The following is a 22954-nucleotide window of genomic DNA, read 5'->3' as shown; positions in this document are numbered from 1 at the left end:
TTGAACAGATTTGAATAAAAAATTCTAGTGACCACCATGACCTTTTCCACTTGCTGATACAATTTCCAATTGTTCATCCAAAATACCTTGTGTTTTATTAGAAAGTTCCTTCTCTGTACCTAACAAAAAAGCATGATTATATGGGCCTTCAGTTGGTGATTCTTTAAACATAGGTTTGATAGTTGCTAAGAAATCATAAACCGGTTGAGTAGGTTCTCCTTTATCCAAAAGAATAATTGGTGCATGTTTTCCTAAATGTGAAATAGGTGCCCCCACAACAGCTAGATCTGGAGAATCTGTAGACACAAATGATACTCCATGTCCTGGTTGTGTTATCCCCCAACCAAATTTCGTTTTTGTGTCTCTAAACTTTGCAAATGCTATAGAATTTTCCACAGGGTCTTTACCACTTATCCGAGTAACCGTTCCATGTTCTCCTAACTTCTTCTCTACATCAGCTGAGATAATCGATTCCGGTCCTACCACGTAAATATTTGCTTTTCCTTTACGTTCTTTTAAAGCTTCAATTGTAGCTTGAGGAACTTCATTTTTGGTTACATATAGTAAGGGCTCTGGCATATGAGCAATCCAATTTACAATAGGTGTCGTGTATAGACGCGCTTCTTCATCTGAAGAACCAATAATAACACTTGATGGATATCCATCGGTGTCATTCGCATACAATTTATCTACATCTTTTGCAAACGTCGCACTATCTGTCCCTTTTACTTGCTTAATCTTATAATCCTTTAGAGAATTAATAACAGAATTACTCACATCTCCCATTACCATCACTTGTATCCCATCTTTTGTTCCGACTGGGTTTAACCGCTTAATTTCGTTTAACGTGCTAGTTGGAACATTATCCTTATCAATGTACAAAACCGGTCCGTTATTTGGATGATGAATTAAGTCCGCGCTCGCAATATCTATTTGCCATGATCCAAGTGGTACAAGAATCACTGCTCTGGGCTGATTTTCCTTGTGCGTCGCTGGCCAAATTGTTTGAGAGACCTGTATAGCTAACTGAATTGGATCACTCGTGTTAAGGCGCGTAACATTCTTTGTATTCGTAACCAAAAGTCCATTTGTTGCGTTAGCATTAAAATCAGTTGGAATCATAACTTTATGTTTCATATTTCCTTTATCTTTCATATCATTATTTTCATCTTTATCCATGGAGCCATGATCCAAATCTTTCATATTCTCATGATTCATATTGTTTTCATTACTTTTCCCACATGCAACCACTCCTAAAGACAAGAGCAATATCAGTCCTATTACTCCTAAATTGAATGATTTAAATATCTTTTTCATTTATATTCCTCCTTCGTTTTGAATCATGTATAAATATATCAACACTTTGACTTATACATTTTTCTCTCTTAACATTCCCCACTTTTAAATATTTTTACGAATAAAATGATATTCTGCTTTAAAACATTTTTACTTGTTTTACAGCATACTTATCTAAACAAAGAAAAACACTAGCAGAGCTTTTGCTAGTGTTTTTCTCAGTAATACGAACAAGTGATATGTAACTAAACCTATTCATAATAAATAATATATTCCATCTTTGATAGGCTAAATAGGCTGAATAAGTTATAAGAAATACTTTTTTAGATAAATTTTAAAAAAAGTTCGGATCGTTATTTTTTTTCGTCTTTTTTCATAGACCCATGGTCCATTTTATCCATATCTTTTTGATCCATATTCTTCATATCCTTTTGATCCACTTTTTTCTCCCCATTGTTACTGCATGCAGCTAATCCTAAGGATAAAGTAAATACTAATCCTACCAATCTAATTTTTGCAATACGAGACCTTTTTTTCATATCTCCCTTCCCTTCATTGTAAGGAATAACATTCTGTCTTTCAATAGCTGAAGTAACTTATACCCTTTTAGAAAAGCGGTTCCAAAAATAATGTGTCTAAAAAACTTTGGAATGTACCTTTCATTTTTCAAATGTTATCACAAAATTATGAAGAAATTATGAAGGTTATATTTAATTTTCCTTTTGTCTTGCCTCTCCATAAGAAATGCACAATTTTATTTTAAAGTAAAGGAACCATGTACAAAGGAGGTATTTTATTGAAAATCAGAATTGTTGCTATCCTTGCAGTGGTACTGATATTGGGGTTTAAGTTCCTAAGCCCTACATCTGAAACTCCTAAAGCTCAAGCACCTCAGTCGATCAATACAGACAAAAAAAGTGTTTCTACATTTTCTGTTGGTTTAGAAAAAGATCAACAAGCACCTGAATTTACTTTGTCAACACTGACTGGAGAATCAGTAAAGTTATCATCATTACGTGGAAAAACGGTAATACTCAATTTTTGGACTACATGGTGTCCACCTTGTAAATCTGAGATGCCAGATATGCAACAATTTTATTCGGATTATAAGAAGAACAATATTATTATCATTGGAGTAAACTTAACAGATAACGAATCTAATACAAAGCAAGTAAAGGATTTTACTAAACAATATAAGATTTCGTTTCCTATTCTACTTGATACTAAGGGAGAAATCAGGAAACAATACAAAATTATTACTATTCCTACAACATATATTATTGATTCAAATGGAATAATTGCAGAGAATGTTATTGGTCCTATTACTTATGACAAAATAAAAAAATTAACTTTAAATAGCGCAAACATAAAGAAAGGATGAAACTATACAATGAATCTTTTATCTATTCAACCTTTAAATCGCATAGCAATTCAGTTTGGTCCTTTAACCGTTTACTGGTATGGAATTATTATTGGAATTGGGATTTTACTCGGATTAATCTTAGCCACTCGTGAAGGCAAAAAACTACAAGTTCCTTCTAATACATTTACAGACTTAGTATTATACGCATTACCGATTTCCATTCTGTCAGCACGTATTTATTATGTACTTTTCGAATGGGCTTATTATAAAAATCACCTCAACGAAATTTTTGCTATTTGGAATGGTGGGATTGCAATTCATGGTGGACTCATTGGTGCTATTGTAACCACTATAGTGTTTACAAAGAAACGAAATATTTCTTTTTGGAAGCTAGCCGACATAGCAGCTCCAAGTTTGATTTTAGGTCAAGCAATTGGCCGCTGGGGTAATTTTATGAATCAGGAAGCTCATGGTGGTCCAGTCTCTCGTACATTTTTAGAGTCTTTACGATTACCTGATATTATAATTAATCAAATGTATATCAATGGTTCCTACTACCATCCTACGTTCTTATATGAATCCATTTGGAATATAATTGGATTTGTTACTTTGTTAATACTTCGAAAAGGAAGCCTAAAACGAGGTGAAATATTTTTAAGCTATCTAATTTGGTATTCTATAGGTCGATTTTTCGTTGAAGGACTGCGAACTGACAGTCTAATGCTTACATCTTCCTTACGTATGGCTCAAGTTATGTCAATATCCCTTATCATCATTTCGCTTCTTCTTATGATTTATCGTAGACGAAAAGGTTTAGCAACTACACGTTATAATGAACTAAACAATAATGCATTAGAATAATGGACATAATCATAATATCACCCTATCCTTTGTTATCTTTTATATCAAAAGATTTAGCTACTCTCTCTTCATGAGAAATCTCATAAAAAATAGCAATATAAATAACAGCCCAACACAATAAATGTTGGGCTATTATTACTCGTTGTCAAATAATACCAATAAATAAACTAATAAAAAATCCCGCATAATTATTGGAGATAAACGCACTTTAATAGAGGCATGGATAATCCATTTTCAACAACTATAAATAAACTATTAGAAGGAGAAAAAAACAATGCAAAATATGTATCAAGCTTGTATCGAGGAATGTTTAAAATGTATGGAAATTTGCAATTCATGTTATAGTGCATGTTTGCAAGAATCAGACGTTAAAATGATGGTAGAATGTATTCGATTAGATCGAGAATGTGCTGATATTTGTGCACTTGCTGCTAAATCAATGAGCAGTAATAGCCCTTTCGCGAAAGAAATTTGTCAGCTGTGCGCTAAAATTTGCGAAGCATGTGGAAATGAGTGTAAAAAACATGAACATCAGCATTGTAAAGAATGTGCCGATGCTTGTTTCCGATGCGCAGAAGCTTGCAAGCTAATGGCGAGTTAATCTCAAATCATTAACTGCTTAAAATCTCCTAGAAATATTAGCCATTCAATCAACACGAAAACTAATAATTTTGTACTCAAAAAGCTGTTTACTATATCTTGAAGTAAACAGCTTTTTATAGTAAAGTCTCGCTCGCTACAAATTGAACACCTGAGTTTTGTCTTCATAATTATCCTCTAAATATTCTTTTCGAATTTATTAGGTTATTAACTATAAAATTTTTATTTTAGTTATGATTTTCATGATTATTTGCAAATGGATCATATACACCCTTCAACAATGAAATAGATAAGAGTATACTTAGCACAATCAATCTGAAAAAAGTGAATCATTTTTTGTTTCGTACAATGAATGCAAGTATCCCTAATAAGATTGTAATACCTAAACCAATATTTATTTTTTCACTCCTTTTATTATCGATACGTAGTTATTACATTCCTGAAAGAAGCAATGCAAACACAAAAAAAGTAGTCATCACAAAGGACAGAAGAATTATTAGTATAGGCAATTCTTTTTTACTTTCTTTTAGCAGCGATACAAAACCAAATATATATCCAATCACTGTAACTACCATCCATAAAATATCCGCGATGAATTCAGGCAATCTAGCTAGTGCTGTGCTGAAAAATAAAATAATACAGAACATTTGTAATAACAATACAAATAATAAATATTTATTAAACTTTATATACGCCACCCCCTACGTAATATTTAGAATTATGCTACCATGCATTAAAAATATATCAACCTTTTTTTGTTAAAGCGTTTTAATCTAATGAAGTATAGTTATATAGATTCCAAGTTGCTAGAACTAAACATCTTAATAATTTTTTCTGGTTATCTTTAAATTAATAATAAACTGTTTTAGAAGTATGCAAAGGATTTATTATGTTCTGGTAAACACATAAAACTCTTTAATGTATAAATCATTAGAAAGAGTATAAAAATCGTCATTTTCTCCATAATTTCTTGATAATAGTTTTTTATACTTAATTTATCAAGTTGCTGGCACAGCATTAAAAATTGACTATTGCCTCCACGCAATCTTTACTTTACTTTCCGTGTACCCTTCCTATTAAAATTTATATACAGGTATTCGATTCTAAATCAATCGAATACCTGCTTTTTTATTGCAATTATATTTTTCTTTCCCAACGTATTTTGGGATTCACACTATCCTCAGCTTCATAATTTCTCGACAATTTTTCATTATACTTAGAGCATTAATTGTATATTAGAAAGGAGACGCAACATTGAAAAAAATATTAATCAGTAGTTTAGCTATTACATCTATCTTTATAGTCACAGCTTGTTCTAATGGACAAGAACCATCCCAAAAGAAAGAAGAGGTTTCCCAAGCTAGACGGGATACAAATAAAGAAAATAATGTAACATCAAATGTTATTGCTCAAAACTTGTATAAAGAAATTTCATCAGGAAAAATTGAACATATACATGGGATTGGATACCCTGGAAACCTAACCGGAGTTTCAATTGCAACTCACAGTGGAATAAAAATATATCAAAATGGAAAATGGTTAGAATCAAAAGAGCAAAAACATGATTATATGGGCTTTCAAGCTACAAAAAATGGATTCTTTGCAAGTGGTCATCCTGAACCAAGTTCGGATTTAAAAAACCCATTAGGATTAATTAAAAGTAATGATGGAGGAGCAAGTTTTAAAAAACTAGCTTTTTATGGTGAATCGGATTTCCATAACCTTGCTGCAGGATACAATAACGAAACTGTATATGTATATAATGAACGCCCAAATTCTAAACTGAAAAATGGATTTTATTACAGTACAGATAACGGAAATGCGTGGAAGCAGGGTAAATTAGATGGCATCTCAAGTGCAGTTAGCTCATTTGCTGTACATCCTGATAAATCCAGTGTTGTTGCAATGAGTACCAAAAATGGAATCTACTTATCTACAGACAATGGTAATACATTTAAATTGTTCTCTAAATCACAAGAAACAACTGCACTAACATTGGGAAGTGAGGATGTTATTTACTCTTACATAACTGAACAACAACAACAACAATTGATGAAGCAACCCCTTGCTACGAGTCAGGGAGCAGATTTAAACATTCCAGCTTTAGATTCTAAAGATCAAATCATGTATATATCTCAAAATCCTCAAAATCCTGCTGAAATAGTTTTTGCCACCATAAAAGCAAATGTATTTCTTACTACTGATGACGGAAATACATGGAAACAAATCGTTAAGAATGGGAATTTAGAATATAACTAATCATTAATATAAAAAATAAATAGAGTGATACTTATATATCCCAAATATAATTCAGAAAGGTGAATACAACTTGTTTTCAACAATTAGTCAATGGAGTTATCAACTCATGTCACCCTTTATAGACATCGCTAACTCCACTAAATCAATACCTATTCTTTTTTCGTTTTTATTAGGTGTAGTAGGTACTCTTGCACCATGTCAATTGACAGGAAACATTAGTGCAATGACTCTCTATGGAAATCAGTCTCTACAGAAAGGTATCTCTTGGAAGCATATTTTGTTATTTACTTTAGGGAAAATAGTAGCTTTTACGTCCCTTGGATTATTAGTATGGTTTCTAGGGAAAGAAGTACAACAATCATTAACTTCATACTTTCCATGGTTTCGTAGATTTATAGGTCCGTTGCTAATATTTATCGGACTCATATTAGTAAGAATAATAAAAATAAGAAGTTCTTTCTCTTTACATGTTCCTATTCTTGCTTTTAAGAGGAAAAAAGAAGTTGGTTCATTTTTTATGGGATTTATCTTTTCTTTAGCATTCTGCCCTACCATGTTTGTTTTATTTTTTGGAACACTAATTCCTCTATCTTTATCATCTAACAATGGATATTGGTTTCCAATGTTTTTTGCAGCAGGAACTGCTATCCCAGTTATCCTTTTACTTTTAATTATTGCATATCTTGGCCTAAGTGGCTCTTTACTTAAAAAGAGTCGAAGAGTTGGAAAAATAATTCAATTTACAGCGGGTCTCTTTATGATTCTTATAGGGATTTACGATACTCTTCTTTACTGGATATAAAAATTAACAGTTAAAATACTTTACCGAATTGATCGTATACATAAAATGTAATTGTTGTAATAGTGCAGCAATCTGTTGTTATGGTATTAGAACTGGAATTGGACCATGACAACGCTTCTAGAAAACTGGATATTTCCCGTATCTCCACTGTAGTAGAAGATATAATTGCTATGAAGGGAAACTTCGGAATATTAAAATAGATTTTCATTGGTCAGTATAAACTCATCTAGCAAAAAGAAGTAAATATAAAACCAAACCCCATCCCTTCAGCTTTGAACGGCTGGGGTTTGGTTTTTACTTATAAATACAAGAACTCCTAATAATAATTTATATTAATTTTGTAGAAGACATTAAGCTACTTTTCGATTTATCTTAGCTTTATCCTTTAAGCCTGAACCTATATCCAAAAACACTGCTAAAAATACTGTTAAAGTAACCTCATTTATTCACTCAAAGTATGTGTACCATGAGATGAAATATCTGGTTCTACCAAAAAAGGAACGCTGCTTGGATCAAACACTATCCAGATTCCTAATACTATTAGCCCTATACCAATTATTTTTGAAAAATATTCACCTGAGGGGAGTATCTTCTCAAGAAAAGTAAGCAGAGTTATAATCCCCATCCAGAACAAATTCATAATACCGACTGCAAATAAAATAACCATCAGCCCCCAGCAACAACCTACACAATGAAATCCATGTTCGACGCCCATACGTATTGCCCCAAGCCGGCCGCTACGCCAACCGTTTAATACATAATGAAGAGGATTTCGACAATGTCGTAAACAAGCTTGTTTGAGTGGTGTAAGCTGGTAGAGTCCTCCTAAAGCTACGGTGAGACCGGCAACGATAGGCCCTTGTTGATTCCATGCAAGGAAACCAAGATTCAATAAGTCAATGATCAAATAAAGACCATATGCAATTAGGCCATATGTAGTCCAAGCTATCAGATATCCAATAAGGAAAACCCATGTGGATACAAGTGGAATCTTCAGATTTCGGGTACGCTCTGCTGACACGCGAGCAAAGGTAATGACCATGGGTGTGACGGATGGCAGCATCATAGCTGCCGTCATCGTTACCCACATACCCACATACCAGCCAAATGTACCTAGAACCATGCCATTACTACTAGTCATATTATAGTGATCCAGCATAATCATCCAAGCAATAATTGTTATCGTTAAGAGAATTGCTGTCAAAGGAATATTACCTATCGTTCGTGATCGAATTAATCGAATAATTAGTGGCTGTTTTTCTTGGGTATTCATCAAGAGCCTACTTTCCAATCAAAAGGAATATGTTTACTGGATTTTCCTTTATATTCATGAGAGAAATCAAATCCAATGGCTTTATCCTCTTTTACAACACCCCAAGTGGCAATTTGTCCTGGACCCGTTTCAGAACCCGGCGGATTGTGTAGTTGAACTCGACGCTTTGGATCAGCTGTTGGACCTGTAAGAGCTTCAGCACCAACGGATACCTTATTTGGAATTTCTGCTCGCCAATAGGCTAAATCATCTGCAGCATCAAACTTGATGGGGGCATACTCAATTCCACGTAGTTCGCTAATGAGGCTGCCAAATTCCCCCGCCCAACCTCCAACCTTTCCGGTGAAAATTTGTTCAAGAGCCTTACGCTGATCTTGATCAGCACGTTCATCAATATAGAACATCAACTTCATCGTCGCATCGGGATCGCCAATCCACATATTCCCTGCAAATTCACCAAGGGCTACTACTCCGAAACCATCTAATCGTATGTCATTGTAATACCCTTCGTGGACTTGCCATACCAGTGTAAAGAGACAATCCCCGTTCGTAGGCTCTTGAGCAAATGTACAGGGACAAGGAAGTTTGCAACTGCAGACATCGAACCACTCACCTTTTAAATGCCACTTCGTTTTAGACATATCAATCCCTCCATCCGTTTTAATAAAATCACTTTTTCTCTTCCTTCAACATGACAAATATATTCTCACTGATAGCCATATAGTACAGAAGTTATTGTGGAATTATCTACTGAAAGCAAGAAAAATGTTAATGAAGTTGCAGTTTGATTTTTCTATTTAGTTGAAAAATTCCCTATAGAAAATGATAGCCTTTTAGAAGAGGAGGAATAAAATTGAATATCAAAAATTCGACTTTAGGTATGATAAATTGGAATAATATTTTACCACCAACCAATCAACTTCACAGATTCCAATATATGATGAAAGGACATACTAAGTTACTGTCAGCTATCAATTCTTTTACTTATTCGCTCCCTTTAGCGAACACACTTCGTACGATAGCAATCCTTCCATCTAGTTTGAATATGCTATCTACTATTCCTCAAATGATTATTGATACTATTAATAATTGATCTACAAAAATATTAGAATTTCCAATCAATATAAAGCAGAACGCATCAGCTATCTTTCTATTTTTGATTTTCATTTTGCTCTTTATCTATCAACTTTGTATAGCACCAGCTATACAAAATATATATAAGAGGAAAGTTCTTTGTATTTCTGAATTTACAGAAAATAAACCTTGAGAAAATGCAAAACAAATAAAGACTTCTTTAGAACAAGATTTCGGGATTGTCCTCGATATTATAAATAAAATTCGAGTTATCAATCGAGAAACACCAGTTTTCCGATCATACCACCGTATTTTTGATACAATTTATACCCTTATAATAAACCTGTAATAATAATAGAAAAAATGAAATAGGTCATTCGTAATATATATGAATTCAATAGGTGAAGAAATGAGTGGATGAGTTTTCACAGGAAACTTAGCAAAATAAAGTGGTAACCAAAGGTGTTTTTACATTCAGAAAACACCTTTTCAGTTTATAATTCTATTTCTATTTCTAAAGTCTAAGCATTATTGAGCAAAGTAATAATCAGCATTAGGAAAAATTCTCTTGAAATCTATTTAGTATCGTAAAGATATATTTTCTCGAATATATCTTTTGTTCTTAGTTTTTGAAAACCTTAGCAATAATAAATAATAATATTAACTGAAGTGAAAAACAAAAGACATTGTAAACGATGCACCTATATTAACAAACACTACTTTAGGCGAAGCAACTTGTGCAATGCCGATATAACTATGAAAACAGTAGATGTTGTAGGTCATGTTGAATTGGAAAACTCATACAAAAGCACTATTTCTCCATAATTCCACAGAAAAATAGCGCTTTTGTAAATTGGAAATAATACCTTTTTTTAACTTGATGAGTGACTGTTAGTTTCGTTATTTAAATTAAAAAGCATTTTACTTAATATATAGTTTTGGATTTACAGCATTACTCTTTTGAGCATTCCACTCACCTTTATGAACTTCAAAATGCAAATGTTGTCCCTCGGATTGACCGGTATTCCCCATAAACCCAATTTGTTGTCCTTGTTTTACGCTTTGCCCAGCTGAAACAGAACGACTATTTAAATGAGCATATACAGTTGTGTATGTTTGTCCATTCATATTATGAGAAATAAACACGACATTCCCATAACTTTCCGAATAGTAAGAACGTGTAACCACTCCATCTGCTGCTGCTGAAACGGATACCGTGCCAGAGGCAGCAATATCTAATCCATAATGCATTTGTCCACCGCGTTTTTCAAATCCAGAAGTATAACTTCCAGCAGCTGGCTTAATGAAACCACTTGCTGTATTTTCATTTGTTGTACCTACCTCTGAAGGTGGTTGTTCCTCCACGGTAGCTACCTTTGTTTTTGAAAGATAGTTCATACCTACAAATCCTGTTTTTCCATTGTAATTGATTTTATACCATCCAGCCTGCTGTCCAACAACTTGAATTTTTTGATTAGGCTCAACAACTCCAATTACTTCATAATTCATACCTGCTCCACTTCTGACATTTAGAGAACTAGACTTAACATAGTAGTTTTGAGCAGGTTCTTGTTTCTCTTGCTCACGAGTTGGTTGTTGAACTACTTCTTGTTTCTCTTGCTCACGAGTTGGTTGTTGAGCTACTTCTTGTTTCTCTTGCTCACGAGTTGATTGTTGAGCTACTTCTTGTTTCTCTTGCTCATGATTTGGTTGCTGTGCTTGTTCTAGTTTCTCTTTTGTTTGAGTTTGCTCTTGAGTAGAAGAACCTTTTAAAAATTTTACAAATTCACCACTCACATACCCTGTACGGTTGTTATACTTAATTTTATACCAACCGTTTTCTATATCCACTACTTGTAAACTTTGTCCTTTTAGGACTCCTCCGATAACAGGATGATAGTTTGCGGGACCTGTTCTAACACGTAGAACAGCAGCATCTACTATGTATGTACCGTTCTGTTGAACAGATTCTGTCTGTATCGATTGTGGAAGGTTAGCGGTATTATTTGTTCCGCGGGATACATAATCTTTGTTTATATAAGCAAATCCCTCATTCAATTTTACTCTATACCAATCTTGGACTTCTCCTACCACTTGCACAACCTGACCTTTGTTCATTACACTCACTACTGGATGAGACATACTTGGACCTGTTCTAACTCTAAGAGAAGATACGTTCACTGTATAACTTCTACTTGCTTGCACCTTTTGTTTTTTGGATTTTACTAATGATTTATTAATTGATACATAGTCTTTACTAACATAAGCATCCCTATTATTATATTTAATTTTATACCAACCATCAGCTTCCCCAGTGACCTGTAATATTTCTCCTTCACCTACAAGTCCTAAGATAGAGTTGGATGTACTTGGACCTGTTCTAACACGTAAAGTTGTAGTACTTACTTTTATATGATTAGGAGTTGCATACTCCTTATTTACATAGGCTTCCGTGTTATTATATTTAATTTTATACCAATCTTCAGTTTCATCTACTACTGGTACAGATTGTTCTTTTGATACCAGTCCTAGAATTGTATTAGATGTACTTGGGCCTGTTCGGACACGTAATGCGTCTACATTTACTGTTACTCGATTTTCATGCGTTACTACATCAGAAGCTTGCTTGGATTGCGTGTCTTCTGGTGCTATAGATGTTTGTGCTTGAGCAGTACCAATAACTGTGCCTCCTGCAACAGAAGCTACTGCCATACTAGCTAGGATTTTTTTCATAAGTGTAAGGCACCTTCCCGTAAATATATTTTACATTTCTTTAAGTAAAAGAGTTTAAATACATGTTGATCTCTATCAAGTTATATAGCTATTGATGTTGATCCTAGAAATCCATTTAATTTTACTTATAACATCAAAAAAGAATAAGTCTTATACTGATTTGAAAAAATATTGTATCCTTAAAACAACACTTCATAAGCGTTTTATTTAGTTATTACCTTCTCTCTTATATCATTTCACCTACTCCCGTATATGCCATTTTAAATAGAGGTATCATTTTCTGTTTATACAAAGTCATCCTTTGTAAGCTAATATAAGTTAGAGAAACATGCACATTTTGAGTAGTGTTCATATTTCTTACTATTCTCCTGCTGCTCCCAACAGTAGATAAACAAAGTACAATGGTAATTTTCATTTTAACAGCTTATCTATATACCCCTTAGTTATTATACAAAGCAACTTTGCAGAACCTGTGCAAAGTTTCTATATTAGAAAAGAATAAAATTTCCCCTTTAACTTTTAGTAACCTAATTAATAAGGGATTTTCTGTTATGTGCTCTTAAATAAATATATCCTTATATAATATTAATTCAATTGAGTAATACTTACGCTACTTAATTAAAGTAAGAAGAGAAGGGGGCTCTCTCCCTTCTCTTCTTACATAGATACATATTTACAAATAAAAATTCATTCGAATTTTTAATCTGGTTGATTTAATTGTATTCAATAGACTTTTACAAAAAACAAAAATCAATTCATAACTCTTTTTATTTATGCATTATAATTATTTTTGATAAAACTTACAATTACATCTTCATTGGGAGCAGGAGCAGTGACACGATCAACTTCTTTTCCGTTTTTCAATAATACCAGTGTCGGTATACTCATCACACCAAACTTTTTTGCTAAATCGATTTCTTTGTCAACGTTAACGTCAAAAAATACAATTTGATTACCAAATTGCTCAGAAACACTTTCAACTACTGGCGCTAATTGTCTACATCCAGGACACCATTCTGCAGTAAACTTTAATAATATCGGTTTACTTATTACTGAAATTTGCTGTTCAAGCTCAGTTAGATTAATTTCCTTTAGCATGCATAATACCTCCTAAAAATTTTAAAGGTCTGACTAAAAACAATCATCCGACAATTTGACTTCTAAGATTCTCTAATCCAAATCGATTAATAAACCTTGAAAAAGGCTCTCTCTTTTTACCATGTTCAGAATAGATATCAATTATCTTTTCAACTGCCTCATAAAGCTGTTTAGGTAATAATTGCTCCATAAATAAAACCCCCATTTGAGCATCCTTTCCTTTTGCTTTACCACCAATATATAAATCATATCCATTTCTTATTTTCATTACTCCAATGTCATTTACAAGAGGTTCACCACAGCCAACCGGACAACCAGTATAGGCAGGACGGAGTGTAAAAGGTACTGGTTTCCCAGCAATTCGTTTATTTAATTCAATTGCAACCGGCATACCTTCTTCTTCTTCTCCTTTACAGAAATTACAGGTTCTTAGACTTTTGGTAAAGTTGCCCACTGGATAACAAGATAAACCAACTTCCCTAAAACTTTCTTTCACTTGTTCTACATTACTTTCAGGTACTTCAATGTAAAGTTGTTGGAAAGTGGTTAGCTCCAGTTCATCACCATCATTCAAATATTCAGCAATTGCTAGCAATTGTTTTCCGTTCAACATTGCACCGAATGATATACCACCATTAACAGCTATTTTAACCATTTTTTCATTTGATTTCATTTGGATTCACAACCTTAATTTTTATATTAATTTATAAACATTCATTACCTATTCTCGACTGAAGAGGGAATATTTTTCTTAGTTAAACTTTTTGGTAGTCTTAAAAGTCATTGATGAATATGGTATTTCCAATTTTGAATAAAACTCATAGGACCTCACTCAAATACATTCCCGATTTTTCACTATCTTGATCATCTATATTAGGACCACATTTGCACATGTAATACAGGTTCCTTTATCAACAATTAAAAAATTCAATAATAAATAACCTCCTTTCTTTTGTTAAAAGTATAATACCATACCCTAGATAGGTATAAAATAGGTTTTTGTTTCATTTTAATGAATCAATTCCATTTCTCATTGAATTTTATATCTCCATATTTGCTTGTTCATACTTACTCAACATTTAAATAGCCCTTGCACATTCTCTACTCTCGCTATAGTACTTTAGAAATTAATTCTCCCTTACATTATTCTTCAAGACAATAAAATCCCATTAAAATCTTTAATCATATATATGTATTTTTATAAAAAATTATATTTTTCTTTTCAATTAAAAAAACATGTAGTATACTAACTTCAAAATCAGAGGAGAAAGGGAGCAAACAACTATGCTTACAAATACAACTTTAGTTACATTTGCACAAAAACAACATCATCATCACACTTAACCCTTGAAACCTAGCGGAAAAATTACGCGTAGGTACAAGGGTTATTCCCGTTGTACCTACGTCAGGCAAAGAGCCATGTAGGTATTTTTTATCTACATGGCTCTTTTTTATTTTCAAAAAAGCTAGAAAAAATGATAAGTGAACAAAACTAATACAAAGGAGTTATACAGCTATGGAAATGAAAAGTAGACTTTATGGATTTTAATAACATTTGTTTGTTGTAAGAAATGCCTAAAATTCGGTATTTACTAAGGCTCAAATACTGTATCTACAAAATTCATAAAATGTCAGGGGAATTCCTAAACTAAAGAAAAATAAAACTCAGTTAAAGGTGGTATTTTATAAAATGAAACGTCTAATAACTATAATTTTAATAATAGCGGCGGTATTTTCGGTTATTACAGGCTGCTCTAAACCGAAAGAAAAAGAGGATAACACATTAGTAATTGGTATCGACGATAAATTTGCACCTATGGGGTTCAGAGATGAGAGTAATAAAATTGTTGGTTTTGACATTGACTATGCTAAAGCAGCTGCAGAAAAAATGGGAACAAAGGTTAAGTTTCAACCCATCGATTGGAAAACAAAGGAGTCTGAGTTAAGTAGTGGTCGAATTGATCTCATTTGGAACGGCTACACAATTACAGATGACCGTAAAAATAAGGTTCTTTTTACAAAGCCTTATTTAAAGAATGCACAGGTGGTTGTCACTTTGGCTGATTCACCTATTACTAAACTAAATAATTTAGAAGGAAAAGTTGTAGGTCTTCAATCCCTTTCTTCTGCATCAGATGCTTTGAATTCTAATCCTATCAAATCTAAAATTAAGACCGTTACAGAGTTTGCCGACAATGTTTCTGCCTTAAATGATTTAAAGAGTGGTCGTTTAGATGCAGTAATTATTGATGAAGTCGTTATTAATTATTATATGACTAAAGAGAAAGATACTTTTAAGATATTGGACGAGTTTCTTTCTCCAGAAGAATATGGAATAGGTGTTAAGAAAGGTAATGATGCCCTACTTAAGAAACTTCAAAAAGCACTTGATGAGATGAATGAGGATGGTACTGCTACAGAGATCTCTAAAAAGTGGTTTGGAGAAAATAAAATACTAAAATAATTAAGAATATAGAGCAAAACAGGATTTCCCTATGGTACCCTGTTTTGCTTTTGGGGGAATCCTTTTATGTCTTTTGATTATATTAATTCAATTCTTATGCCAATGCTGGAAGGAGCACAAATGACAGTCCTCTTATTTTTGATTGCCATTGTGGTGTCAATTCCAATGGGTTTTTTATTAACACTGGCTGTAAGAAGTAATTTAAAGCCACTGTCTTGGCTTGCTCAAGGTTATATTTACGTATTGCGTGGAACTCCACTATTACTTCAATTACTATTTATATGCTTCGGATTGCCGTTGCTACCTGTGATTGGTGAATATTTGGTTATGGATCGATTTGTCGCTGCCTGTTTAGGGTTTATTTTGAACTATGCTGCATATTTTGCAGAAATCTTTCGTGGCGGTCTTTTAGCGATTGATAAAGGCCAATATGAGGCATCTCAAGTTCTCGGTTTGAGTAAATGGCAGACGATGAGAAGAGTTATACTTCCTCAAATGTTTCGTATAGCACTTCCCGCTGTAGCTAACGAATCTGTAACACTCATTAAGGATACCGCCCTGCTCTATGCGGTTGCTGTACCAGAATTGTTACATTTTGCTCAAACTGCTGTCAATCGGGACTTTACAATCACACCATTTTTCGTGGCAGGTCTCATTTATTTAATCATGACGCTCGTATTAACTATGTTCTTTAAATGGTTGGAACGTCGATTCAAATTTGAATAGGAAGGAGTGGTAAGTATGGGGATTATTGAAATATCCAATTTAAAAAAATCATATGGCAATCTAGATGTGCTAAAACGAATTTCTTTTGATATAAATAAAAATGATGTAATAGCAGTAATCGGTCCTTCTGGCTCTGGAAAAAGCACGATGCTTCGCAGTCTCGTCTATCTCGAAGAGTTAGACAACGGTAGCATCTGTGTATCTGGCGATTATCTAGTGAAAGATGGAGTATACGCAATACCTCAAGAAATTAGACAGATTACTGGTAAAATGGGGATGGTCTTTCAGCATTTTAACCTTTTTCCACATCTTACGGTCAAAGAGAACTTGGAGCTAGCTCCTAAAATGTTAAAAAAGGAACTATCCGCTGACATTCATCAGCGAAGTGGTGAACTCCTAGAGAGAATTGGACTCTCTGATCGGGCAAATGCATACCCCGCTAACCTTTCAGGTGGACAAAAACAAAGAGTCGCAATTGCTAGAGCGTTAATGATGAATCCAGAATTCATGTTATTTGATGAACCGACTTCTGCCTTGGATCCAGAATTAACTGGTGAAGTATTACAAGTCATGAAGGATCTAGCTCAAGAGCAAATGACAATGATTGTGGTTACGCATGAGATGGGGTTCGCTAAAGAAGTGGCAAACAAGGTTATTTTCATGGACAATGGAGAGATTGTTGAATCGGGTAATCCTACGGACTTATTTATGAACCCAAAGTTTGAACGAACGAAAGCTTTTTTAAATCGTAGTTTGAAATAAATATTTAAACGCTTCAGCATTTGTTCTGGAGCGTTTTTTGATTCATAGTTTGGTTTGAACCTTATATTAGAAGCTATGCCCAAAAACATACTATAAGGGGTAACGCCCCACCTATTTAGTAAATGCACACGGTCTTTTCACAACTCAAAAAATAATATATTCTTTAATTAAACTTGTTGTATTCTAAAAAGTTATAAATGAATAAACTGTTGTCACCTTTTAATAAAACTTTTAAGACCTCGCTTTAATACATTACGATTTTTCCAATATCATAATCATTTATATTAGAATCACACCTTCACGTGTAATATAGGTTTCTTTATTACACTTATATAATCTGGTAATAAAATAAACTTCTTTCTTTTTCGATAAACCAATAAACTATCCCCCCGATATGTATTAAATAGGGTCTTGTCTTGTTTTATTTTAATTCATCTCCTCAAAAAAACTGCTGAATTAAATTCAACAGTCTACTGGATCTAACGAATAGTTATCATATTGATATCCAAGAGATGTATGATCTAGTACGTCTTTCGGAGTTAATGTATTTTTTTCTCCTTCTCTAAATTCATGCATTGGATCATCTAGTCCCAATTCATCTGCACCTGTTGTACCACTAGTTGGTAAATAAGGTTCATTAAGATGTTCTCTTTGCCATATAGCCCAAAGACGATCAATATTGCTATGATGCAACCAAAAAACTGGATCTTCGGGTGATCCTGCTCCTGCCATAACTCCTCCAACCCAATTATGAGGACCATTATGCAACTCTTCTAATGCACTTCTAAAACCACTTGTTACCTGCCTCCAGGGAGCTGTATCATAGGGCGTTGTATCTATAGCTTCCTTAACTTGAGTACGAGTTGGCAAAAAAGGATTTGCACCTAATTGACGATTCAGCCCTGTAAATGCTCCCATAAAGTTTCCTCGCCATATTGAAGATGTTATTGAATTATCAACCGTCCAATCCCAATATGGAATTGTCACATTTCGATTAACTTTTTGTAATTCAATTTCGAATTTATGAAGAAATTCACGATGCCATGGGAGAAACATTGCACTTTGATGTATAGGATGAAAAAAATGTTTACGATGTACATCAACATAGGGTTGATATTCTCCATTTCTTTTTAGTTCCTGAATTGCATCTACAAAAGCTGCCTTCTCTTCATCTGTCAAACATGCTTGATTTTTTCTTATTCCCATTTTTTCACCTCAAACGATAGTTTTTATATCGTTTGTTAGTTATTTCCTATTACATATTAATCTATTCTAAATATTTTACAGTTTAAACGAGCTATATTTTATTCTGCTATCCCAAAATTACATTCTTTTATTAAACTATTCAATAAAGCAGCTATCTTAGAGATAGCTGCTTTAGATTAGTATATAGTAAGTTATGTGATTTTAAAATTACTCTGGCATATTAGGAATATTAGGGTTTGGAACATAATCAGATTTGTAATCTTTATATTTCACTTCTGTTACCATCCCCGCTGAAGCATGATGTAAATCGTGACAGTGGAACATCCATTCACCTGGATTATCTGCTACAAAGGCTACTTCATATTCTTCTCCTGGTTTCAAGTTAAGGGTATCTTTTATAATTGGAGAACCTTCTATTGGCTTTCCATCTTTACTTAATACTTGGAAGAAATGACCGTGTAAATGCATTGGATGATCATCTGTTTTAGATTTGTTTACTAATTTTACTTTTACTAAATCTCCTTTTTTCACCTGAATTGGATCAATATCAGGGAATGTTTTTCCATTAATTGTGTATACCATTTCATTTCCATTCATTTGAGTGTTTAAATCCATTGTATATGTGGCAGTATACTGTTGGTCTAATGTAAAACCTCCTAATTTCTTTGCACCGTATTTTGTCATATCTAATTTTGGAAGTTTTTCTTTTTCATTTGCTTTATCTTTCATCTCTTTGCTGCCATCATATTCAATAACAGCTTTCATTCCTTTTGCCCCTTTATCTTTTGCATGATCCTCAACATACCATTTTCCAGGGTTGTTAGCTGTAAACTCAACGTCGTACCGTTCACCTGGTGCAATTGAAATTACTTGGTCTTTTATAACCTTTGGATCATTAATTGGTTGGCCATCTGTCGCAATCACTTTAATATCATGACCATGAACATGGATATCATGTGATAGATAACCAGCATTAACGAATCGAAGTCGAACCTTGTCACCTTTTTTCACTTTCAATGGCTCTATTAAATCCCCACTTTTACCATTGATTGTGAATAAATCATACATACTCATATCATGGCCTTCCATTTGCATTCCATTCGACTCTTTATTTTTATCCATCTTCATATTTCCATGGTCCATGCCTTCCATACTACCAGAGTCTTTTTTGTCACTTCCCATGTCCATACCCGAATGATCCATGCCTTTCATATCATCATTCTTTTTCGCATCACCGTCTGTTTTTTCTACTTTACCTTTTGTCATTTCTTTTATTTGCTTATCAATTTCTTTTTTATCTGTTACCCATTCATCTAACATTAATGTGTAATCTTTATCATACTTTTCATTTGTATCTTCTACAACAAGAGCGCCATACAATCCTCTATCTAGTTGATTAACAGAGTCTTGATGTGAATGATACCAATACGTTCCTGGTACGTTTGCTTCAAATTCATAGGTAAAACTTTTTCCAGGTTCAACCGCATCTTGTGTAACTCCCGGGATGCCGTCCATATTATTTGGAACCGGATACCCATGCCAGTGAATAGACGCAGGTGCAGATAGTTCATTCTTTAATGTAACTTTAACCTTGTCACCTTTTTTTACACGGATTTCTGGTCCAGGAGATGATCCATTAAATGTCCATACCGGAACAACAACACCGTTGCTTAGTTTTTGTTTCTCTTCTTTCGCCACTAGAGTAACTTCTGGCCCTTTTACAACTTGTAACGGCTTTGTTGCCGTTTCAGTTTGTGTTACCTTTTTATCATTCATATTTTTTTGATCACTTGTTGTATTTGTAGTCGCAGAACATGCGGCAATTAAAGATATTGCGGAGACTGTAACTGCTGTTAATACAAATCTCTTCATGAAAAACTCCTCCTTCTGTTTGTTCAAGGTTATTATATAAAACGATTATCGAGAAATTATGGAGATGGAAAATGGGCAAATTAAAAAAGACCTGCACAATTTTTTCAATATTTTTTAGTAAAATATCTTTTGCTTAGGTATTATCTTATTTAAGGAGGATTTTTATGATAGACATTCTATTGGTGGATGATGAACCACGTATGTTAGATTTACTTTCATTATATTTAACCCCACGGGGATATCACTGTATAAAAGCAACTTCTGGTAAAGAAGCAATTTCTTTAGTGGAAGCAAAAGAATTTCGCTTACTATTGTTAGATATTATGATGCCTGAAATGAACGGATGGGAAACTTGCAACAAAATCCGTGAATTCAGTAGCGTACCAATTATTATGTTAACTGCTCGTGATGATACACAAGATGTTATACAAGGATTAAAAAAAGGTGCTGATGACTATGTTACAAAACCATTTCATGAAGAAGAGTTATTAGCCCGCATAGAAGCTGTTCTTCGTAGGACAAAGCGTCACCATAAAATTGAATATAAAGGATTAATTTGGGATGAAGCCAGACACACTGCGGCTATGAATGGAAATGAACTTTTATTTACCCCAATTGAATTTTCACTACTTGGTTTATTTTTAAATAATTTAAATTACGTATTTACTCGTGAACAACTGATTGAACGTATTTGGGGGCATGCGTCAGAAACTGAGGATCGAACTGTAGATTCCCACATTCGAAACTTACGTGAAAAATTAAGAAAAGCATCATTTCCAATTAATGAGCACCTTAAGACTATATACGGAATTGGATATCGCTGGGCACATGAAGAGAAAGATATATGATATGATCTTATCAAACAACAAGGATAGTGGATTTTTATGAAGCGTATTTCAGTTAAATTTGGATTTTATTTTTTTATTTGCACCTTTCTAATTGAAAGCATATTATTTCTCTTATTGTATTACAGTTTAGTCGATACAAGAGTTCAAGAAGAAGTGAAATCGCTCCTTGCCAGAGGAAATAGTCACCGTGATGTTTTGGAGAAATACTTTGATAATCCAACGATATCCCATGTAGCTCTCATGGAGTCTGAAGCTGAAACAAAAGTTGTAATCACTTCTAAAACTGGTAAAATACTTGCAAAATCAAGCGATGTAGATGCTTCCATGGAAAAACATCTATATACAAAAATGCCTGATGTTAATACAAACGGTAGTGTTGCAGAGGACCACTGGAAAACATCTAATTATATTTGTACCATTAGTCCCATTCAAATCGATAATGAAATTAAAGGCTATGTATACATGTTTTTAGGTACTGACTCCATTAAACAAATGATTCAGCGCTTAACGTATCAATTTATATTTGTTGGAGCTATTACTTTCATCATTACGGTTATAACTATGTTCTTATTATCAAGATTTCTAACAAAGCCTCTAATTAGAATGAAAAAAGCAACAGAAACAATGAGTAAGGGTGACTTATCAGTGTCTTTAAATATTAATGGAAAAGATGAAGTGGGAGAATTAGCACACTCTATTCAAAAGCTAGCAGACGATTTAAATTATATGAAAAAAGAACGAGGTGAATTTCTAGCAAGTGTTGCACACGAACTTCGAACACCTTTAACATATATTAGAGGGTATGCTGATATTATTTTAAAAACAAAGATGTCTACACAAGATCAGAAGCATTATCTTTCTATTATTAAAGAAGAAGCTGATCATGTAACAGGCCTTGTTCAAGATTTATTTGAATTAGCTAAAATGGAAAAGCATAACTTTATTATCAATACAAAGCAAACTAATCTATATGATTTGTTAAAACATATAGTAGCAAAAATTCAACCAGCTTATACTGAAAAAAATATTCATATCATTTTCTCATGTCCAGAAGATCTTGTTCTTCTACTTGATGAACAGCGCTTTGAACAAGTTATACTCAATCTGTTAAACAATGCATATTCCCACTCTGAAGTAAATTCTAAAATATTTGTTATGGTTACAGATAAAAAGGAAAGTATCCAAATTATAGTGAAAGATGAAGGAGAAGGTATCCCTGAAAAAGATCTTCCTCATATTTTCGAACGATTTTACAGAGTTGATAAATCTCGTACTCGCGCTACAGGTGGTAGTGGTCTAGGTCTAGCAATTGTAAAAGAAATTATTGAATTGCATAGAGGGAGTATTTCTGTAAAAAGTGAATTGGGTCACGGGACTATCTTTACTATTCTTCTTAAAAAGTAAAGTATTTTCCTAATGAAAGGCTCGTCAATAATTTGACGGGTCTTTCATTATAGGGTTTAATAACAATTTATAATAAATAAACTGAGGTGAATTATGTGCAATGGTTAAGCCTTTTCATCATTATTCTATTCCCTATTTTAATATTTTCCATTATAAGATTAACAAATAAAAATGGTTGTTGTCATACAAACAAAAGAAAAATTAAGAAATGGTATACCAATAAAGAAGAATCTTAATTCATTATTTTCCATACTTTTTCTGCATAAGTTCTTTAAACTTCTTTTTTATAATGTAACTACAGGAACTTCATCCT

The 22954-nt window shown here is 33.3% G+C and carries 19 protein-coding genes; 10 read left to right on the top strand and 9 right to left on the bottom strand.

The features are described from left to right. Window positions 1-24 precede the first annotated feature (24 nt). Both KVT31_RS24415 and KVT31_RS24410 read right to left on the bottom strand, forming a co-directional pair. Window positions 25-1317, bottom strand: coding sequence for a cell wall-binding repeat-containing protein (locus KVT31_RS24415; protein WP_000718097.1), 1293 nt, complete (start codon window positions 1315-1317; stop codon window positions 25-27). 332 nt (window positions 1318-1649) lie between these two features. Then, window positions 1650-1835, bottom strand: a complete 186-nt coding sequence (locus KVT31_RS24410; protein ID WP_000747418.1) for a hypothetical protein — start codon at window positions 1833-1835, stop codon at window positions 1650-1652. Between the two features lie 257 nt (window positions 1836-2092). On the opposite strand from KVT31_RS24410, the gene KVT31_RS24405 reads away from it, so the two are divergent. The 5 genes from KVT31_RS24405 to KVT31_RS24385 all read left to right on the top strand — a co-directional run bounded on the left by KVT31_RS24405 (window position 2093) and on the right by KVT31_RS24385 (window position 7181). Further along, window positions 2093-2677, top strand: coding sequence for a peroxiredoxin family protein (locus KVT31_RS24405; protein ID WP_000702218.1), 585 nt, complete (start codon window positions 2093-2095; stop codon window positions 2675-2677). Between the two features lie 9 nt (window positions 2678-2686). Further along, a complete protein-coding gene (gene lgt / locus KVT31_RS24400) occupies window positions 2687-3520 on the top strand; it encodes a prolipoprotein diacylglyceryl transferase (protein WP_001050886.1) in 834 nt (277 codons plus the stop codon). Between the two features lie 274 nt (window positions 3521-3794). Next, the gene (locus tag KVT31_RS24395) at window positions 3795-4121 is read left to right on the top strand and encodes a four-helix bundle copper-binding protein (protein ID WP_001180616.1); all 327 of its coding nucleotides are present in this window, start codon (window positions 3795-3797) and stop codon (window positions 4119-4121) included. Window positions 4122-5374: 1253 nt separating this feature from the next. Then, window positions 5375-6379 (top strand): F510_1955 family glycosylhydrolase, encoded by a 1005-nt coding sequence (locus KVT31_RS24390; RefSeq protein ID WP_000721963.1) that lies wholly within the window; start codon window positions 5375-5377, stop codon window positions 6377-6379. A 70-nt stretch (window positions 6380-6449) separates the two neighbouring features. Further along, the gene (locus KVT31_RS24385) at window positions 6450-7181 is read left to right on the top strand and encodes an urease accessory protein UreH domain-containing protein (protein WP_000493107.1); all 732 of its coding nucleotides are present in this window, start codon (window positions 6450-6452) and stop codon (window positions 7179-7181) included. A gap of 442 nt (window positions 7182-7623) precedes the next feature. Here KVT31_RS24385 and KVT31_RS24380 read toward each other — a convergent pair whose 3' ends face one another. From KVT31_RS24380 to KVT31_RS24360, 5 genes are all read right to left on the bottom strand, one after another. Then, the gene (locus KVT31_RS24380) at window positions 7624-8454 is read right to left on the bottom strand and encodes a DUF2182 domain-containing protein (protein WP_001095946.1); all 831 of its coding nucleotides are present in this window, start codon (window positions 8452-8454) and stop codon (window positions 7624-7626) included. Continuing rightward, on the bottom strand, window positions 8454-9095 hold the full coding sequence (locus tag KVT31_RS24375) for a DUF1326 domain-containing protein (protein WP_000047658.1): 642 nt from the start codon (window positions 9093-9095) through the stop codon (window positions 8454-8456). Before KVT31_RS24375 ends, KVT31_RS24380 begins: the two co-directional genes overlap by 1 nt. Window positions 9096-10449: 1354 nt before the next feature. Next, entirely contained in the window at window positions 10450-12261 is a 1812-nt protein-coding gene (locus tag KVT31_RS24370) for an SH3 domain-containing protein (protein WP_000721639.1), read from the bottom strand. Between the two features lie 771 nt (window positions 12262-13032). Further along, window positions 13033-13359, bottom strand: a complete 327-nt coding sequence (locus KVT31_RS24365) for a thioredoxin family protein (RefSeq protein ID WP_000910569.1) — start codon at window positions 13357-13359, stop codon at window positions 13033-13035. Window positions 13360-13402: 43 nt separating this feature from the next. Next, the gene (locus KVT31_RS24360) at window positions 13403-14032 is read right to left on the bottom strand and encodes an NAD(P)/FAD-dependent oxidoreductase (RefSeq protein WP_000839996.1); all 630 of its coding nucleotides are present in this window, start codon (window positions 14030-14032) and stop codon (window positions 13403-13405) included. Between the two features lie 1017 nt (window positions 14033-15049). Between KVT31_RS24360 and KVT31_RS24355 the strand changes: the two genes are divergently transcribed. From KVT31_RS24355 to KVT31_RS24345, 3 genes are all read left to right on the top strand, one after another. Continuing rightward, window positions 15050-15823 carry an amino acid ABC transporter substrate-binding protein gene (locus KVT31_RS24355; protein ID WP_000825672.1) on the top strand — a complete coding sequence of 258 codons (774 nt, stop codon included), beginning with the start codon at window positions 15050-15052 and terminating at the stop codon, window positions 15821-15823. A gap of 66 nt (window positions 15824-15889) precedes the next feature. Next, the gene (locus KVT31_RS24350; RefSeq protein WP_000007171.1) at window positions 15890-16549 is read left to right on the top strand and encodes an amino acid ABC transporter permease; all 660 of its coding nucleotides are present in this window, start codon (window positions 15890-15892) and stop codon (window positions 16547-16549) included. A 15-nt stretch (window positions 16550-16564) separates the two neighbouring features. Then, on the top strand, window positions 16565-17311 hold the full coding sequence (locus KVT31_RS24345) for an amino acid ABC transporter ATP-binding protein (RefSeq protein WP_000511339.1): 747 nt from the start codon (window positions 16565-16567) through the stop codon (window positions 17309-17311). Window positions 17312-17773: 462 nt separating this feature from the next. On the opposite strand, the gene KVT31_RS24340 is transcribed toward KVT31_RS24345, so the two are convergent. Beyond that, the gene (locus KVT31_RS24340) at window positions 17774-18517 is read right to left on the bottom strand and encodes a tyrosinase family protein (RefSeq protein WP_000512863.1); all 744 of its coding nucleotides are present in this window, start codon (window positions 18515-18517) and stop codon (window positions 17774-17776) included. A gap of 207 nt (window positions 18518-18724) precedes the next feature. Next, window positions 18725-20389 carry a multicopper oxidase family protein gene (locus KVT31_RS24335; protein WP_000820021.1) on the bottom strand — a complete coding sequence of 555 codons (1665 nt, stop codon included), beginning with the start codon at window positions 20387-20389 and terminating at the stop codon, window positions 18725-18727. Between the two features lie 164 nt (window positions 20390-20553). On the opposite strand from KVT31_RS24335, the gene KVT31_RS24330 reads away from it, so the two are divergent. Both KVT31_RS24330 and KVT31_RS24325 read left to right on the top strand, forming a co-directional pair. Next, window positions 20554-21237, top strand: a complete 684-nt coding sequence (locus KVT31_RS24330; RefSeq protein ID WP_000565448.1) for a response regulator transcription factor — start codon at window positions 20554-20556, stop codon at window positions 21235-21237. 36 nt (window positions 21238-21273) lie between these two features. Beyond that, window positions 21274-22641 carry a sensor histidine kinase gene (locus KVT31_RS24325; RefSeq protein WP_000822722.1) on the top strand — a complete coding sequence of 456 codons (1368 nt, stop codon included), beginning with the start codon at window positions 21274-21276 and terminating at the stop codon, window positions 22639-22641. Window positions 22642-22954: the final 313 nt, after the last annotated feature.

Source organism: Bacillus sp. GbtcB14 (genome assembly GCF_019091205.1).
Taxonomy (GTDB): Bacteria; Bacillota; Bacilli; order Bacillales; family Bacillaceae_G; genus Bacillus_A; species Bacillus_A cereus_AG.
The sequence above is the reverse complement of the archived record's forward strand: the minus strand, read 5'-3'. Positions and strand labels throughout refer to the sequence as shown.